This is a genomic window from Acinetobacter sp. YH12027 (assembly GCF_013420085.1).
In the GTDB taxonomy this organism is placed as follows: Bacteria; Pseudomonadota; Gammaproteobacteria; order Pseudomonadales; family Moraxellaceae; genus Acinetobacter; species Acinetobacter amyesii.
Window position 1 is genome coordinate 51,407 of the sequence record NZ_VOYW01000014.1, and the last position, 16,622, is coordinate 68,028.

The window sequence follows — 16,622 nt, forward strand, 5'->3', positions numbered from 1 at the left end:
GATATTGTTATTGGTCACTCTCGCCTCGATCATCTTCCAAAGTATTGCTCACTGCGCTAATTACCATTTGATACGGTACTTGCAGGTTATTCAGTTCAACCGCTCCCTCTAGCGGCTGAATGTTTAACACGGGCTGCTGATTGATATAGACCACACCGTCTTTTTGCCTCACAGCCGTTTGCCCTGCATGTAAAGCCATAAACTGTGGATAGGTTGCGTACAGAATATCCCTCACCACATAGTCAAAGGGCAAGTATTTCATGGCATCTATACGCTGTTCCACACGAACCTGCTGCCCATCAAAACTAAGTTTAAACAGCTGCTGCCCAGTCAGGCTCAGCGCCAGCATGTCCAGCTGCTGACCGCTTTGCTGCTGATACAGCAAAAAACTGAAGCCATGTTCTTTCCATTGCACTTCAATCTGATCTTGGCGCTGATAGCTTTGCGCGGTCCATTGTGGCGCAGACAAACCTTGCGCCTTTGGCAGAATTTTAGGCGCCAAGCTTTGACAGCCGCTGCACAAGACAGCGCCAGCCAAAACTAAAGCAGTGATTTTAGCATTTACATTAAGTGCCATCTGTCATGGTTTCCCGCATGTGCGCTTCGCGGCAATATTCTGCCAATGTACTCAAACGCTGCTTGGCATTACGGTGAATCGGGTTTGTTTCATCCCACGCATAGCCTGCCAAAAGTGAGGCAATCATGCGGCGGATTTTTTCATCTTGCTTCGTTGAAAATACCACATCTTGAAATTCGCCTGTATACCAAGATTCCACATAAGCGCGGAACACTTGAATACCTTTGCGTAATGGTTTTTCATACTGCACCATCCAGTCCACAGACTGACCTTGCAATACTTGATCAACCAAAGGAATGGCCAAGCTAGAAGATTTCAGCGCAATAGTCACCCCTGAAGAGAACACAGGATCTAAAAACTCGCCCGCGTTGCCGAGCAATGCATAATTATGTGAAGCCAGCTGTTTAACATTGGCAGAATAGCCAACCAATGTACGGACTGGCGTATCATGCTTCGCTTTGCGCAACACCTTAGATAAACTCACATCATCCGCCAAAATGCGTTTTTGCAATGCCTCTAAATCATAATCGGGACTACCGTCATAACCATATTTTTCAAAAAAGTCTTGCTCTGCAACCACACCAAACGATGAACGTCCATCGGCAAAAGGAATCAGCCAATACCATGCGCGGTGATCTTTTTCATGTACCGCAATCAAGATTTTTTCACGGTCAAATTCTGGATCATCCAAAATACCGTCTTCAATATGCGTAAATACGGCGCGGCGAACTGGGAAATCTGACGGGCTTTCTAAATCTAAAAATTTAGGCAAAATTCGGCCAAAGCCGCTGGCATCCAACAAGAACTTGCCTTGAATTTGATAAGGCTGACCTTGTTCATCTTTCACCGTCAAAATGGGATGCGCGCTTTCTACATCTACAGCGGTCACTTCATGACCAAAGCGGATGTCTGCACCCATTTTGCCTGCCTGCTGCGCCAGCAAATGGTCAAAATTGGCACGGCGCACTTGCCAAGTAGTGCCCGGGCCTTCACTGAATTTTTGGGTAAAATCATAGAAACTGCGCTGCGGGCCTTTTAGGAAAGCTGCGCCGTTTTTAAATTGAAATGCATATTCTTCGACATGCTCACGCACCGTCTCCAGCAGGCCAGCTTCTTCTAGAAATACCATAGACTGCGGCAGTAGAGATTCCCCAATTGAAAAGCGCGGAAAATATTGTTTTTCGATCACCGTCACTTGATAGCCTTTTTGACGCAGTAAGGCTGCTGCCGAACTGCCCGAAGGCCCTGCGCCAATAATTAAGACATCTGTGTGCTGTAGTGTGCTCATTGCACTATTACCTTATTACTCAGCTCTTTGGCTGATATTGCTGAACCACAACATGCTCTGCATCGGAAGATGTAAACAATGTTGCATAAATAAATGAAAAAATGACCCCGAGCAGCACCGTCAAGCCAAAGCTGTGAATGGCATAGGTATTGCTAAAGGACAGAAGTCCAAACCCAAAGAAAGTCGACATCATGCATAGAAACAGCGCCATGCCAACCACTTGCGGATGGTCGTGTCCATGACGATAGAAAATCGCATAGTCCACGCCAATGCCGATAATCAGGAAGGTGCCCATAATGCTGAACAGATTAATTTCTACGCCTAACCAAGCTTGTATGGCAAAGGTCGTCATCAGCGCCATGGTCACGGGCAGCACCAGCGGCAAGATGGATTTTTTCCCATATAGCAGCCCTAAGCCAATGGCTAAAATTGCCAAAGCACTCAGCAGCAGCCACTGCGCTTGTATACGATGCTGCTGAAATAGCTCAGACAGCTGATTGACTGGCCGCAGCAGCTGCACATTGTGATTGCTTAATTTTTGCAAAGCTACCACATCATACACATTTTGCAGCATGACTAAACGCTGGGTAGAATTCATCTGTAAAAAATGCAGCGGATGATCTTGAAACACAGCATCACTCAGCAGCGGCTGATGCTTCAAATTGACTTGCCAATTCAAAACCTCAGACTCATTCAGCTGCAGCGCCTGTGCATAATCACGCAATGCCTGCTCAGGAATGGCCTGAAGCATAGCTACATTCTGCTTTTGCTGCACTAGAGGCAGCACCCACTGACCCAGCGCCTGTACAGCATCTAATTTTCCAGCCTGCTGCAATTTAGACAGCTGATCCAGTAAATGCTGTTCATTGCGCTCTAATTCTGCAGGTGTTTTGCCCTGCACCACAAAATAATCACTGCCCTGCTGCTGCATAAAGCGTTCGCGCACATACTGATCTTCCTGTTTTAAGCGTTGATCCATACTTTGCAAGTTACGGATGTCATCATTGCTTTTTAAGAACAGTAAGCTGCTGCCAGTCACTGCAACAATCAGCGCCATCAAAACATAGCGTAAGCGATTACGTGCTTGAATATAGTTGCGCGCATGACCAATAAAACTCAGCATACGAATTGCAGGTTCGGCATTTAAAGCAGGCAAGCGCGGCAGCAGTAAAATACTGGTCACCCATGCCGCGCTTAGGCCAACCATAGAGAACACTGCGATCTGCTTAAAGCCCGGAAATGGCGTAAAGCTCAGCACCACATAAGCCAGCAGCGTGGTCATCAGACCCACAAATAAGCTCGGCAATAATGGCTTTAAGACGGCAAAACCATCAATTTGACGGTGCTGAGACTGCATGGCCATAAAGTAAAATGAAAAATCCACACAGACACCAATCAAACTGGCGCCAAAGACCAAAGTCATTAAATGAATTTCGCCAAAAATACTATATGTAACGGCAAATGCAACCAAGCTGCCCGTTCCCACAGCGACCATTTCTGTCAGCATGGGGCGGATAGAACGGAAGCCAAACCACACCAAAAGCAGAATGCCTAGGGTTGAACCGACACCAATCGTCGAAATTTCTTCTTTCGCAGAGTTTGTGCCAAATTGCGCAAACAGCAGTGTTCCTGTCCAATGCGGTTTAACCTGCAATTGGCGCAGCTGCTGATTCATCTGCTGAATAAAAGCATCGGTCTGTTCTTGATAGGCAATGCTGTAAGGACTGTTCTTAAGCTGCAGCACCACCAATCTGGAAATGCCCTGTTCATCGCGCTTGGTGGCAAAGCCTTGTTCTAGGCTAATATCCGAATTGTTCTGTAACGCGCTAAGCCCCATCGCATAACGTGGAAACAGCAAGAGCGGATCACTTTGCAGCATTTCCGCCGTGACTGGCATACCCGGACTCATCAATTGCAATAAGCCTTGCTCTGCTAATGCCGCGTAATCTTTGTGCTGCAGCAGTTCACGATCGCTCTGGGTTAACAGCCCTGCCTTGTGCTGATACAGCAGTTTGGCAAATTTGTCATAGTCCAGCTGAGGGCGTACAGACTGAAATAGCTGGCTTTGATTGGCCTGCGTTTTCAGTACTTTTGTGGCTTGATCCAGCTGCTGGTCATTTTGAGCATCCAGTACCACAAAGACTTTGTCATTCAGCTGATTGCTGACATAGTTCTGCGCACGCTCCAGATTCGCATCTTGATGTGTTTCTGGCAGCAAGGCAAAAATATTGGTCTGAATTTTAATGCCATTGTTCAGCCATGCCGCAGCTAAAACAACCGCAATGACACAGAGTATGACCAGCCAAATGGCGGTAAATTTATTTTGCCAATTGGAAAAGCGCATTTTCCGCAGCCGTTAAAGTTTGAGGTTGAGCGCTTTGCTGACTAAAACGGATGACCGTACTGTTATTGGCCTGTTCCTGAATCACAATGCGGTTCACATAACGCTGACCTTGAGCATCAACACGGACAAACAGTTTTTTAAATAAACTGCTCTTTGGCGTCAGCACCACATTCCACTGTGCAGGACTGTAATTGGCTGAAACCACATTAAAGTTTTTTGCCAGTGCAGTTTCATTTCCAGACATCAGCTGTAAAAACATGGTCGCAACAGAACCATAAGGCGTTTTATCAACTGCAATTTGGCTTGAAGTGCGCTGCGTTTTTTGCACCAGCTTACGCGGCGTCACGATTAAATCTGCTTTCACAGGGCTTTGTATTTGCCACAACACACCCTGATTTTTACTGAACAGCACTTCGCCTTTCGAAACATAGGTTTTATTCAGCGAAGCCAATTTTTTCTGCTGTTCAAAATTGGCGCGTACCACTGGTGTAGCCGCCAACTGTGAAAAGACCTGCTTCAATTCAGTATTCTGCGCATGACCTGCAGATGTCATCAGAGCAGAAGCTGTAATCAAACACAGCGGCAATACTGCTTTTAAAATAGGAGATCGAATATTCATCCTACTACTCCGCTTTAAATTCAGACCATACATTTAAACAGTCCAATAAAATTTGAGGCGACTGGTAACACATTTCACGTGTTGCAATCTTCACTGCCACTTGCGTGGTATAACCTTTAGTGAGGCGTCTGCCCGAAATTGCATCAAAAATCTGATACTCAATTTTCAGACGGTTTTCCCATTCTTTTAAAATTGCGCGTACACGGATTTTTTGTTCAAATTCGATGCCCTGCACGTAGCGCACATGGCTTTCAATTACAGGCCATGCATAGCCTGAATCACGCATTTGCGTATAGTTATAATGAAACTGATCCAGCAGCTTACAGCGGGCAATTTCAAAATATTTTAAATAATGCCCATGCCAAACCACATTCATGGTGTCCACATCATGAAAAGGAACATCAATAATCACATCTGCATGCATCGCTTTATCCTTGGCTTATACAGCAATGCTGTTCAAAAGTTCTAAATTTTCAAAACGGTTGACCAGCGCCTGCAGCTCGTTTTGTAAAGGGCGATCTTCCTCCACATAGTTGAAGCTTTGAAGCACCCACTGTTGAAATGCTGTTAATACTAGACTGAGTTCTGTATCTAAACCTTTCAATTGAACCGCCTGCACCGCAGCACAGCTCAATGCCGCCATTACCTGTTCAGTCAGCGTAATCACACGACTCGCATCACGCGCTGCAATGGTTCCCATACTGACTTTATCTTGATTATGACATTCAGTTGAACGAGAAAAAATGGATGCTGACAAAGTCTGTTTCAGCGCTTCTGCTGTCCATGCCGACACCCCAATTTGCACGGCTTTAAATCCATGATTCAACGGCATGCGTTCTGGGCTTGAACCCGTCAAGTTGCGCGGCAGGCCGTTATTCATTTTGTAATCGACCAATTGCGCGAGCTGGCGGTCCATCAAGTCTGCAATATTGGCAATCATGATTTTTAAACTGTCCATGGCCTGCGAAATATGACCGCCATAGAAATGTCCGCCATGCAGTACACGCAAATTCACCGGATCAATCAATGGATTGTCATTGCTGGAATTTAATTCATTTTCAATAAACTGGCGCAGCCACACTTTGGAGTCTTCAAATACGCCAATAATATGCGGTGCACAGCGCAGTGAGTAACGGTCCTGCAGACGTGAACTTTGATGTTCAGTTTGCACTTGGCTGTTCAACCATACACGCAGTTGGGTTGCAATTTGCTGCTGACCTGGATGTGGTTTTTGCGCAAACAGTACTTCATCAAAATGGCTTGGATTTCCTTCCAGCGCCAAGACATTCAATGCCGTTACCATGGTGCTAGCCAAGGCAATCTGTTCTGCTTTTTTATAGTTCAGGCACGCAATGGCAGTCATCACCGCTGTACCATTCATCAAGGCCAAACCTTCTTTAGGGCGCATCACTAAAGGCTGCATGCCTTTTTCGGCATAGACCTCTGCAATGGGTACAATCTTGTCTTGATAATACACATCACGCTCGCCTACCAGCGCACCCGCAATATAAGACAATGGGGTTAAATCACCGCTAGCGCCGACAGAACCTTCCGATGGAATGACGGGAATCACATCTTCATTCAGCATCCACGCCAAACGCTGCAGCAAGGCGTGCGATACACCTGAATAGCCGCGTGCCAGCGAACATAAACGCACTGCGACCACTGCACGCGCGGTGATTAAATCCAAATTTTGGCCCATACCGCAGCCATGAAAGCGTGACAAATGCAAAGGCAGTTCATTTACTTGATGCGGTGGAATTTCCACAAGGCAAGAATCGCCATAGCCTGTGGTTACGCCATAAATAACGCCTTCATCCTGCAATAACTGATCGAGAAAATCTGCGCCGCGCTGAATCAATGCATTCCACTCATCTGAAGCAGGCAGTGCTACTTGATGTTCTTTACGCGCAACAGCCACAATATCTTCAATGCTGAGAGCGAATTCCCCAATCGTTAACACAAGACTTATCCTTTATTCCAAAAATTATAAAAATTAAACCATTGATACGGCGCACGCATGCAATGCTGTTCCAGCAGCTGCACATATTGCCGAGTGGTCTGCTGCATGGCTTGCATGCGCTCTTTACGCGGCCAGTTCAGCTGATCTGCCACTTTATGAATATGCACTTCAAAATGCGCTTGCACCCGATAGCAAAACACCGCCAAAACGGGCGCTGTCAGCAAACTTGCCAAAATCCACGCGCCTTGCGGCCACAGCGCCTGTTCCCCTAAAAACTCAACAGGCTGGACACGGCCAGACTGCACAGGCACACGGTCGGCAGCCACAATCACCCATTCGCCTTGATCCAGCTTATCTTGCAAAATCAATGCGGTTTCTATACCCAGCTCATCTACCGAAACCAAATTCACATCTGCATGCTCATTCAGCTTCTTTAAAAATTCATTAAATTTTGTCGCGTGCTTTTGATAGACCAGCACATTAATTTTTTGTGCATGTTCAGACTTCACCGCACGCAGCAGCTCAATATTGCCAAAATGTGAAACAACAATCACTGCGCCTTTTTGGTAATGCGCACGGAAATGTTCATGCCCATGTAATTGCAGTTCCTGCTCAGCCACATTGCCCAGCCAGCCTTCAATTTTATCTAAAATGCATTCGCCAAACTGCATTAAATGCGTATAGGTCTGCCCCATATGCGGCTCAGACGCAAAAGGCGATTGACTGCCTGCAAAATGATGCAGCTTTTTTAAATACAGTAAAGAAGCTTGGCGTGCTGTGTTTGAAAACAGCCAATACCACATAATCACAAAATACAGCACCAATCTGCACAGCCAGCGTCCACCCAATCGGTAAAAGCCGAGCATCAGCATCAGTGGCAACATGCCGCCACGCTCTTTGATGCTGCTCCATTTGGGAGTGCTTTTTTCTGTCTTTTTTTGCTCTGACACGCTTAGCCTTTCACTTTGTAATACAGCAATTTGGGTAAGCGCAGCAGCATGCCGCCCAATAAGCGGCTATGCGCGCGAGCCATTCCTAAATTATCTCGCCAAACATTAAAATGCGAAATACCATCTTCAGGATAGATGACCCGCGTAGGCACATTCACAAAATGTACATTTTCCCATTTCAAGCGCACCAAAATTTCTGAGTCAAAGCCCATGCGCGGCTGAAATTTAGCGCTATTCAGTACGTTTACTGTCTGCGCCAGCGGATAAACTCGAAAACCGCACATACTGTCTTTTATTTCAAAAGATAGGCTGTTAATCCAGACCCAAATATGTGTTGCATAACGTCCATATAAGCGTTTTTTCGGGACAGTCGCATCAAATACAGGCTGACCAATCACCATCGCTTCTGGATGCTGCGTCGAGGCATCTAAAAAGCGCTGAATATCATTCCAATCGTGCTGACCATCCGAGTCTAATTGCAAGGCGTGACTATAGCCCTGCTTATATGCATGCTGCAGCCCCGTCATAACCGCCCCGCCCTTGCCTTGATTAACTTCATGCTCAACCAAATCCAGTAAAGGGTTATCTGCAGCCAATGACCGCAGCACCGCTGTACATTCAGCATCACTGCCATCATTCACCATAATAATAGGCAACTGAAAAACGTTTAGATGTTCAGTTAAGGCCGCCAAATAATGCGGATGGTTATAAACTGGAATTACAAAGCAATGCTGCATTCTTATACCCTCGGCTTATTCTTCTGCCGCTGAAACAGCAAACAGCAGCCGCCCAGAAGCCAATGTTTTATCGTGTTGTTTCAGTTCAAAACTGACTTTGTGCGCCTTTCGCACTAAGGATAAATCCACACATTGATAAGGACGAATCAAGTCCTGAAATTTTAACTGCTCAAAACCATTGCACCATTGCAAATCTGCCCAATGCTGCTTTGCAAAATGCTGAATGAAGCCAATTTGACCAACGCCTGGATAAATTGGAAAATTCGGAAAATGTCCTTTAAAACATTCTAACTCAGGACTGAATTCCAGCGCTAAATTAAGCTGCTCATCGTGTATCTGCTGTGTCAAAACTACAGGCAGCTGCATCAGCTGAAACAAAGACTTTAAATACTGCTTATTGAGTTTTGATTGCGCATTTTGCGGCATCAGAGACAAGAAACGCCATTGCCGCGGAATGGCAATACTCTCCAGCTTTTCACTTAACTGTTTTTTTAAATGCGCTACGAATGCCGCTTTGCCCATTTCCTGCAGATGCTGACGCGCTTCATCCGTCAGCACAGCCACCGCGGCTAAAATTTGACGGTGCTCTTTTTCATAAACTAATACATGACATTGCTGTACAGCCTCTAAATCTGAAATTTTCAGTTCAATGGCATCGAGGCTTAAACGCTTTTCTTCCAGTTTCACAATTCGGTCTAAACGGCCCAGCAATCGAAATGGACCCTTAGGGTTCGCCGTTTCTGTCAGTTCGACTTTATCACCCGTCAAAATCCAGTCTGTACTAAATGCATGATTGGTTTTGACTGCCAATTCTTGCTGTTCCTGAGCCTGAATATCAACATTGGCAAAAGGAGTCCATAAGGCATCATCCTGCTGACGATGCGCAATTCCGCCTGTTTCAGAACTGCCAAACACTTCTGTAATGGGACTGTTCAAATATGGGCGGACACCCGCATCCAGCTTGCCGCCAGAGGAATACACCATAATACAGTCTTGCAGCAGTACATCCTTGGTCCAGCGTTTAAGCAAGGCTGGGCTGGAAATCACATAGTTTGGCAGCAGTAAATGCGCGATTTTCTTTTGAATATCTGCTACATCTTCTGGAAAGGCCAATTGCTTTTGATAAAAGCTGCGCCCACTCGCTAAAGGCCACAGCAGTTTAAACAATAAGCCATAGATATGCTGATGGCTGACTGTTGCAATTGCGACGGCCTGTTCGGGCAAAGCAAAGCTGGCATCTAGGCCGCAAACTTCATTAAACAGCTGCTGTAAGGTACGAGGAATTTTTTTCGGTTGGCCCGTAGAGCCTGAGGTATAAAAATACACCTGCGCCTGATTTAAAAAGGCGTCATCAAATTCAAAAGTTTCTTGATGTTTTTTATCTGAGATTTCACTGCGTTTTAAAAAATAGATCTGCTCGGCAGCCAATTCTTTTTCTAAGTCACTGACACGGTTGGGCGGCAGCAATACCTGTTTTTTTGCCTGCAAAGCAGCAAATAGCAGCACCAAAAACTCATAGCTGTCTTGTTCCCACAGCGCCCAAACAGGTTCAGATGACATGCGGATCTGAATTGCCTGCAGCGCAACATCCTGCCAAAAATCCTGAAATGAAATTTCACGTAGATCAGACTGAATACATAAAGTTCGGGATGAATGCAGATGGTGCTGAAAATGACAAGACATAAATGTTATTTCTAAACCGTGATTATTTTCTAAATTAAAAAAATGAAAATGACGCTATTTTTGCGCCTGATGCAATCGCTGCTGGCGTTTGCGCAGCAAGTACTCTCCGAGCAATAAAATACCCATCAACACATAGGAAATAAAACCGTTATACAGCACCCAAATCTTCATTGACACAAAATACACCGTCCATAATGCAATCAGCGCATTGATAGCAAAAAATCCGCACCACACTTTGGTGACTTGACGTGTCCAATGCACGCCTTCTGGCGGTAATTCTGGCTCAGCTAACCGCGCAAAGCGCTCAATCATGGATGGCGGTTTGATTAAGGTCATACTGAAAATAATCAAAGCACCCACATTCATGCAGACTGGGTACAGTTTTAGCCACGCATGATCTTTAAGTATCAAGCTTAGCCCACCGCAGAGTATAGCAAAGCCGGTCAAAGGCCACAGCAAAGCATTGCCCTTGCTGAACATGCGCATCATGCCCAGTGCAATCAGCAGCACACTCACCCATGAATAGTGGCCTTTTGCCAAACCATAGCCGACAAAAAAAGGATAGAGAATCAATCCGATTACTGCTATCCCTTTAAAAACTGCATTCATTCAGCTGACATATTCTGAATGACGGCTACAACGTCCTGTACGGTGCGGACATTTTTAAAATCTTCCGGATTTACTTGCTTACCGGTTAATTCTTTAATCTTTACGACCAAATCAATCGCATCAATACTGTCTACATCCAAATCTGTTGCCAGATTGGACTCAAGCTGTACATCTTCAGGCGCGATTTCAAACAATTCGTCCATCCATTCGCGCAATTTTTCTAAAACGGTTTCTTGTGCAAGCATAGCAACCTCTTATGTTGTTTTCTGAGCTTCAACTAAAGCCACTAAGCTTTGAATTGATTTAAAGTGTTCTTTGGTTTCTGCAGACTCTGCATTTAAATGAATGCCGTAACGCTTTTTCAATGCCAAGCCCAGCTCCAATGCATCAATTGAATCCAAACCCAAACCGTCGCCAAATAAAGGCGATTCTGTTTCAATGTCTGCAATGGTGATGTCTTCTAGGGCAAGCACATCAATAATCATTTGCTTCAATTCATCAGCAAGATTGTTCATTTAAAGATAACTCTTGGTTAAAAAACCGCTGTAATTGTTGATTTAATTGACGTACATTTTTTGGATTGACACTAACATCATCCAATACGTCTTCCACTTGGATCGCATCCAAAACTTTCACGTGAATATGAAAAGGCTGTTCTGGGATGTGATACCACTTTTCATTTTTGGTCAGGGTCGAAGGTGTACATGTAATCAGTACTGGCCGAATTGGTACACCTGCGCGCAAGGCAATATTGGCAGCGCCGCGCTGAAAGTCATTCAACAGTGTATCTTTTTCAGTCCGTGTCCCTTCTGGGAAAATCAGTAACGATGCCGCTTTATCCTGCTGCAGTTTGTTCACGCAATCCTGAATAAATTGTTCTGAACCTGCATTTAGAATATAGCCTGCACTCTGCACAGGACCTTTGGTAAATGGGTTAGACCACAGCGCCTGTTTAACCACGCAATTTGCCTGTTCCATTAAACCAATTAAAACCACAACGTCAATCAGTGTCGGATGATTGGCAATCACCAACTCCTGCTGACTGTGCTGCAGTTTTTCCAGCCCTTCAACTTCATAGGTCATAATGCCCAGCTTAACCATCATTTCAGTAAAGCCTTTAAAGCTGTGCTTAATGACTTTTTGCGTGCGCTGTATGCGTAAGGCTTCATCTTGGGTACTGAGTTTCACCAAAGGCGCAACAAGGCCACCTATCGCTGCTCCACCTGCTCCAAAGCTGGCAAAACTAAAGCCTGTCGCACCGACACGCCAGACATAATTGGCTTTTTTCTTGATATTTTTTAAGTTCAGCATTTTGTCCACGCAGCGCTTTCAAATAGACTGTCATCTTGCCAGAAATGATAAAATTGCAATGCCTGCTGAAAATACGTCTGTTTATACGAATGGTGGGAAAGATCCAGCTTTAAATTTTCAGGTTGCAGTGAAACCACTGCGCTCATGGCAAAAGCAGTAAAGGGCTGATGTTCAGCATACAGCTCAGGTAATGCTTCATCATAATACACCACCAACGCGCGGCTGGCTTCGGGCATCGTCTTGAGCCAAGCATAGGCTTCAATCAATGCATCATTCCAAGAACCAGCTAAACTGGTTGAAGGAGTAGCATCTTTGCATAAGATCGAATACAGACCGGATACAGCGTTATGTACAGAAGTTGAAAACTGCGTCGGCGATGGTGTTTGCTCATGCAGCACATCTTCTAAAATTTTCAGGGTCTTGGTTTCATCACCATACTGCGAAACCCATACAATATAGTCAACGCGCTGGTTCGCCAAAACCTGCATAGCCGAGTTTAAAGCCAGCTTCGCCACCAATGACAAACGGCGACGCTGCATTGCAGGAATTTGCTCTAAGGCAGGAAATACCTCATCGGCCCGGCTCATCACCAGCCGAGATATATTCATAAGCACCATGCGCTGTATTTCCTTAGCCTTTAAAACATATATTTCAGAATGGCGCGGATTATAGCATTGACGATTTTTTTTTTACAGAATATATGTTGACCGTTTGAAATATCATAGATTTAGTTATATTTCCCCATGAAATAATATAAAAGCCAAAATATAAAAAACCCGCACGCAGCGGGTTTTTTATACAATTTTATTTTTAGCTACCTTGTACCAAGCGACGTGCGCTGATAATGCCCGGTTGTTGCTCTAGACGTGCCAACAGTTTCGACAACTGCGCCAATCCCTTCACTTCAATCAATAACTTCATATTGGCAATACCATCACTTTCGGAAATCGTATTCACCTGACGAATGTTGATTTGGTCTGAGAAAATCACTTGAGTCAAATCTTTAAGCAAACCACGACGGTCATAAGCTTCCACCACGATTTGCACACTTTGACCACGGGTTGGCTGCATTTCCCAATCCGCTTCAACCGCACGTTCAGGCTCTTGTCCAATCATACGGATATAATCCGGACATGCGACCTTATGGATACTCACGCCACGATTCAGGGTGATATAACCGGCAATCGATTCACCATGCACAGGCTGACAACACTGAGCAATGTGTAGTTCTACATTGTCCAGACCATCAATCAAAATACCATGCGCCGAAAGCGTATGACTTGCACGAGGGTTCAATGTCGGTTTTAACACCAGTTCAGGCTCATCCTGATCGAGGTGCATATGACGGTTAACCTGATTGATTAAGGCATGCAGGCTAATGTCACCACTCACCAAGCCAATCAAGATATCTTCACCCAATTTCACATTAAAATGATTGCAGTAATCATTCAAATCGATACTTTTCGGGTGAATCGCCAAACGTGACAATTCTTTATTCAGAATCTCACGTCCCACTTCCAAGTTTTTACTACGGTCTTGCTGACGGAACCAATGACGCAACTTGTCACGTGCACGAGCCGTCTTGATATAACCCAGCGAGTTCACCAACCAATCTCGGTTCGGTTCACGATCTTTCTTGGTTAAAATCTCGACCTGCTCCCCAGTTTTTAGGGTATAGGTTAGAGGCACATAACGTTGGTTCACCCGTGCTGCATAGCACTTGTTGCCCACTTCAGTATGCACATGATAGGCAAAGTCGAGCACAGTCGAACCGCGTGGTAATTCTTTGATATCACCGTCACGACTAAACACATAGATTTTCTCAAAATCTTCAAACTCTTGGATTTGTTCGAAGTTTTCAGAATCTTCATCTTCTTTATGTGCGCTGGCATCATTTCGTTCTTGATAATGTTCAAGCACTGCACGCAAAGAATGTAAGCGATGATTAAATGAATAATCTGTGGTTTTAGAGCCTTCTTTATAGTTAAAGTGCGAACACACCCCGAGTTCAGCTTCTTCGTGCATATTGTGCGTACGAATTTGCACTTCTAAAGATTTGTTCTCTGCAATCACGGCCGTGTGCAGTGAGCGATAACCATTGGCTTTCGGGTTGGTAATATAATCATCGAACTGATGCGGAATATGACGCCAAATCTGATGAACGATCCCCAGTGTATGATAACACTCAGGTACATTATCCACCAAAACACGAACCGCTCGAATGTCATAAAGCTGATCAAAGCTCAGGTTCTTACTCTTCATTTTTCGATAAATCGAATAAATGTGTTTCACCCGACCATTAATCTCGGCCTCAATGCCATGATCTAACAGTTCTTTACGCAACTTTTCTGTTACGAACTGAATATATTGTTCACGCTCTAAACGTTTTTCATTTAGTAAGGATGCAATTTCTTTATAACGTTCAGGTGCTAGATAACGGAAAGCGAGATCTTCAAGCTCCCACTTAAGCTGTGCAATCCCTAAACGGTGCGCGAGCGGCGAGTAAATGGTTAAAATTTCTCGTGCGACACGCTCTTGACGCTCTTTGGTTGAATGCGCTAACTCACGTAATGCATAGGTACGTTCAGAAAGTTTGATTAATACAACACGAACATCTTCAGTCACAGAGATCAGCATTTTATAAATGCCGGTCAAATGTTCACGTTGGTTATTATTAAAATGATCTTCTAGACGTTTATTTTGCTCAATCAGGTCAGACAACTTACCCATGGCAAGCGTGCCTTTCACTAAAGCATGCACTTGATCGCCAAATTTGCTTTGGACTTCTTCTAAACTGGTTACGCCTTCACGAACACTTCGATACAGCATGGCTGCTGATAACGTATCTTCATCCGCATACAGATGAGCAAGAATATCCGCCATTTCAATACCGGTATAGAAGGTATTCGAGCGATGGTTGACCGTTGTTTCAAGTTCATTCTGTAAGGTCAGATGTGCAACTTCTTCGAGTTGCTTTAGAGGAGCCCCGTCAAACATGCCACTCACACGTTCTAGCCATTCAGCTAGATCATGCTGTGCTTGCTCGGCATGTTCTACAGTCGTTTCCTGAGACAGCTCATTGAGACGTCCAGGTAATTGTTCACGTACTGTGACCATACCCTACTCCTAGTTTTCTACGCTTCATAACTTTTAATCGTTTATCTGATTTTCTTTTTCGAACAAAGCAATCGATTCGACATGCCCTGTATGGGTAAACATGTCCATGACACCCGCTTTTTTCAAACGGTAGCCTTGTTGTACCAGCATTCCAGCATCGCGTGCTAGTGTTGCAGGATTACATGACACATAAACGATTCTTTTTGCACCAAATTTGGGCACATAACGCATTATTTCTTCTGCACCAGAACGTGGTGGGTCTATCAATAATGCATCAAATCCTTGTTTTGCCCAAGAATGATGCGAAAAATCTTTTGTTAAATCTTGTGAATAAAATTTCAGTTGCGAAAGGCCATTGTTTTGTGCATTTTCTGCACCACGCTGAACCATTTCTTCACTCCCTTCAACTGCAACGACTTGACCCGTTGAACCCACACATTGAGCAAGTGGTAAAGAAAAGTTTCCTAAGCCACAAAACAGATCTAGAACTCGCTCACCCTGTTGTAACTGAAGCAATTCACATGCCAGTTTCACCATTTGCGGATTAATCGTGGAATTCACTTGCGTGAAGTCCTGAGGATTAAAGCCAAATTTCACAGCAAAGTCACTTAGACCATAGTGCAGACGCATCGGTGCATCGGGATGATCCACACGATGTAAGCTGTCCGGTCCCTCAGGTTGTAAGTACAGTTGCCACTCTTTATGTAACGCAAATTTTACTAATTGGTTGACATCTTCCGCGCAAAGTTCCGCCGTATGACGAATCAGGAGAGCAATTTCTTGATCTCCCATGGCCAGTTCCATATGCCCAATATCTGCTTTACCTTGCAAACCTTGTAACAGTTGTTTGAGTGTGGTGATTGAGCCAAATTCACGATCCAACACCATACAACGGTCAATCGAAGTCAGTTTATTTGACTGGCTTTCACGAAAGCCGACCACGAGCTTATCTTTTGCAGGTAAGTAACGCACACCGATACGCGCTTTACGACGGTAATCTTCACGCAATGAACGTAAAGGAGCTAACCATTGATCAGGTTGTATCCCAGCAAAATGTTGCAAATGTGATTGTAAAACATCTTGTTTTAAACGAATTTGCTCGTCGGGATGAATATGCTGCATGCTACACCCACCACAGACCCCATAATGTGGACAGGCTGGTTTTACCCGTAGAGACGACTCTTCACTCAGCAATTCCAGACTGTCTGCTTCTTCAAGACGCTTAACGACATTAGTAATACGCGCATGCACCGTTTCACCTGGCAATGCATAACGAATAAATACTTTCTTACCGTGTTTTTCCGCAGGATGATCTGGATGCGTCCCAAAGTGCGCTATGCCTCGCCCCTCATGTGAAAGCGATTCAACCTGAAATGTATAAATGGGTTGTTGGGCTTTTTGGGGTTTGGCTTTGTGTTTCATGC

General features: G+C 44.7%; 16 protein-coding genes. All 16 read right to left on the bottom strand.

Translation table 11 applies throughout. The annotated features are described in order from the left end of the window. Positions 1-7: 7 nt before the first annotated feature. The 16 genes from FTT94_RS06760 to rlmD all read right to left on the bottom strand — a co-directional run bounded on the left by FTT94_RS06760 (position 8) and on the right by rlmD (position 16,620). Positions 8-577 carry a DUF3261 domain-containing protein gene (locus FTT94_RS06760; protein WP_111885824.1) on the bottom strand — a complete coding sequence of 190 codons (570 nt, stop codon included), beginning with the start codon at positions 575-577 and terminating at the stop codon, positions 8-10. Next, positions 567-1,865, bottom strand: coding sequence for an NAD(P)/FAD-dependent oxidoreductase (locus tag FTT94_RS06765; protein WP_111885825.1), 1,299 nt, complete (start codon positions 1,863-1,865; stop codon positions 567-569). Before FTT94_RS06765 ends, FTT94_RS06760 begins: the two co-directional genes overlap by 11 nt. A gap of 19 nt (positions 1,866-1,884) precedes the next feature. Next, positions 1,885-4,209 carry an MMPL family transporter gene (locus FTT94_RS06770; RefSeq protein WP_180170470.1) on the bottom strand — a complete coding sequence of 775 codons (2,325 nt, stop codon included), beginning with the start codon at positions 4,207-4,209 and terminating at the stop codon, positions 1,885-1,887. Then, a complete protein-coding gene (locus FTT94_RS06775; protein WP_228157209.1) occupies positions 4,184-4,762 on the bottom strand; it encodes an outer membrane lipoprotein carrier protein LolA in 579 nt (192 codons plus the stop codon). The genes FTT94_RS06770 and FTT94_RS06775 overlap by 26 nt, the downstream gene beginning before the upstream one ends. 70 nt (positions 4,763-4,832) lie before the next feature. Further along, a complete protein-coding gene (locus FTT94_RS06780) occupies positions 4,833-5,252 on the bottom strand; it encodes a thioesterase family protein (protein WP_111885461.1) in 420 nt (139 codons plus the stop codon). Between the two features lie 15 nt (positions 5,253-5,267). Next, complete coding sequence (gene hutH, locus FTT94_RS06785; RefSeq protein ID WP_111885460.1) at positions 5,268-6,791, bottom strand: histidine ammonia-lyase; 1,524 nt, start codon at positions 6,789-6,791, stop codon at positions 5,268-5,270. 5 nt (positions 6,792-6,796) lie between these two features. Next, positions 6,797-7,675 (bottom strand): acyltransferase, encoded by an 879-nt coding sequence (locus FTT94_RS06790; protein ID WP_111885464.1) that lies wholly within the window; start codon positions 7,673-7,675, stop codon positions 6,797-6,799. A gap of 68 nt (positions 7,676-7,743) precedes the next feature. Beyond that, positions 7,744-8,478 (bottom strand): glycosyltransferase family 2 protein, encoded by a 735-nt coding sequence (locus FTT94_RS06795; protein WP_111885459.1) that lies wholly within the window; start codon positions 8,476-8,478, stop codon positions 7,744-7,746. Positions 8,479-8,493: 15 nt separating this feature from the next. Further along, positions 8,494-10,161 (bottom strand): AMP-binding protein, encoded by a 1,668-nt coding sequence (locus FTT94_RS06800; protein ID WP_111885458.1) that lies wholly within the window; start codon positions 10,159-10,161, stop codon positions 8,494-8,496. Between the two features lie 54 nt (positions 10,162-10,215). Then, entirely contained in the window at positions 10,216-10,770 is a 555-nt protein-coding gene (locus FTT94_RS06805; RefSeq protein WP_111885457.1) for a septation protein IspZ, read from the bottom strand. After that, entirely contained in the window at positions 10,767-11,015 is a 249-nt protein-coding gene (locus FTT94_RS06810; RefSeq protein ID WP_111885456.1) for an acyl carrier protein, read from the bottom strand. The genes FTT94_RS06805 and FTT94_RS06810 overlap by 4 nt, the downstream gene beginning before the upstream one ends. A 9-nt stretch (positions 11,016-11,024) precedes the next feature. Beyond that, on the bottom strand, positions 11,025-11,285 hold the full coding sequence (locus FTT94_RS06815; protein ID WP_180134503.1) for a phosphopantetheine-binding protein: 261 nt from the start codon (positions 11,283-11,285) through the stop codon (positions 11,025-11,027). Continuing rightward, complete coding sequence (locus FTT94_RS06820; protein ID WP_180134504.1) at positions 11,269-12,081, bottom strand: 1-acyl-sn-glycerol-3-phosphate acyltransferase; 813 nt, start codon at positions 12,079-12,081, stop codon at positions 11,269-11,271. Before FTT94_RS06820 ends, FTT94_RS06815 begins: the two co-directional genes overlap by 17 nt. After that, a complete protein-coding gene (locus FTT94_RS06825; RefSeq protein ID WP_180134505.1) occupies positions 12,075-12,698 on the bottom strand; it encodes a beta-ketoacyl synthase chain length factor in 624 nt (207 codons plus the stop codon). Before FTT94_RS06825 ends, FTT94_RS06820 begins: the two co-directional genes overlap by 7 nt. A 193-nt stretch (positions 12,699-12,891) precedes the next feature. Next, entirely contained in the window at positions 12,892-15,198 is a 2,307-nt protein-coding gene (locus FTT94_RS06830; RefSeq protein ID WP_078191275.1) for a bifunctional (p)ppGpp synthetase/guanosine-3',5'-bis(diphosphate) 3'-pyrophosphohydrolase, read from the bottom strand. Between the two features lie 33 nt (positions 15,199-15,231). Continuing rightward, a complete protein-coding gene (gene rlmD / locus FTT94_RS06835) occupies positions 15,232-16,620 on the bottom strand; it encodes a 23S rRNA (uracil(1939)-C(5))-methyltransferase RlmD (protein WP_180170471.1) in 1,389 nt (462 codons plus the stop codon). Between the last annotated feature and the right edge of the window lie 2 nt (positions 16,621-16,622).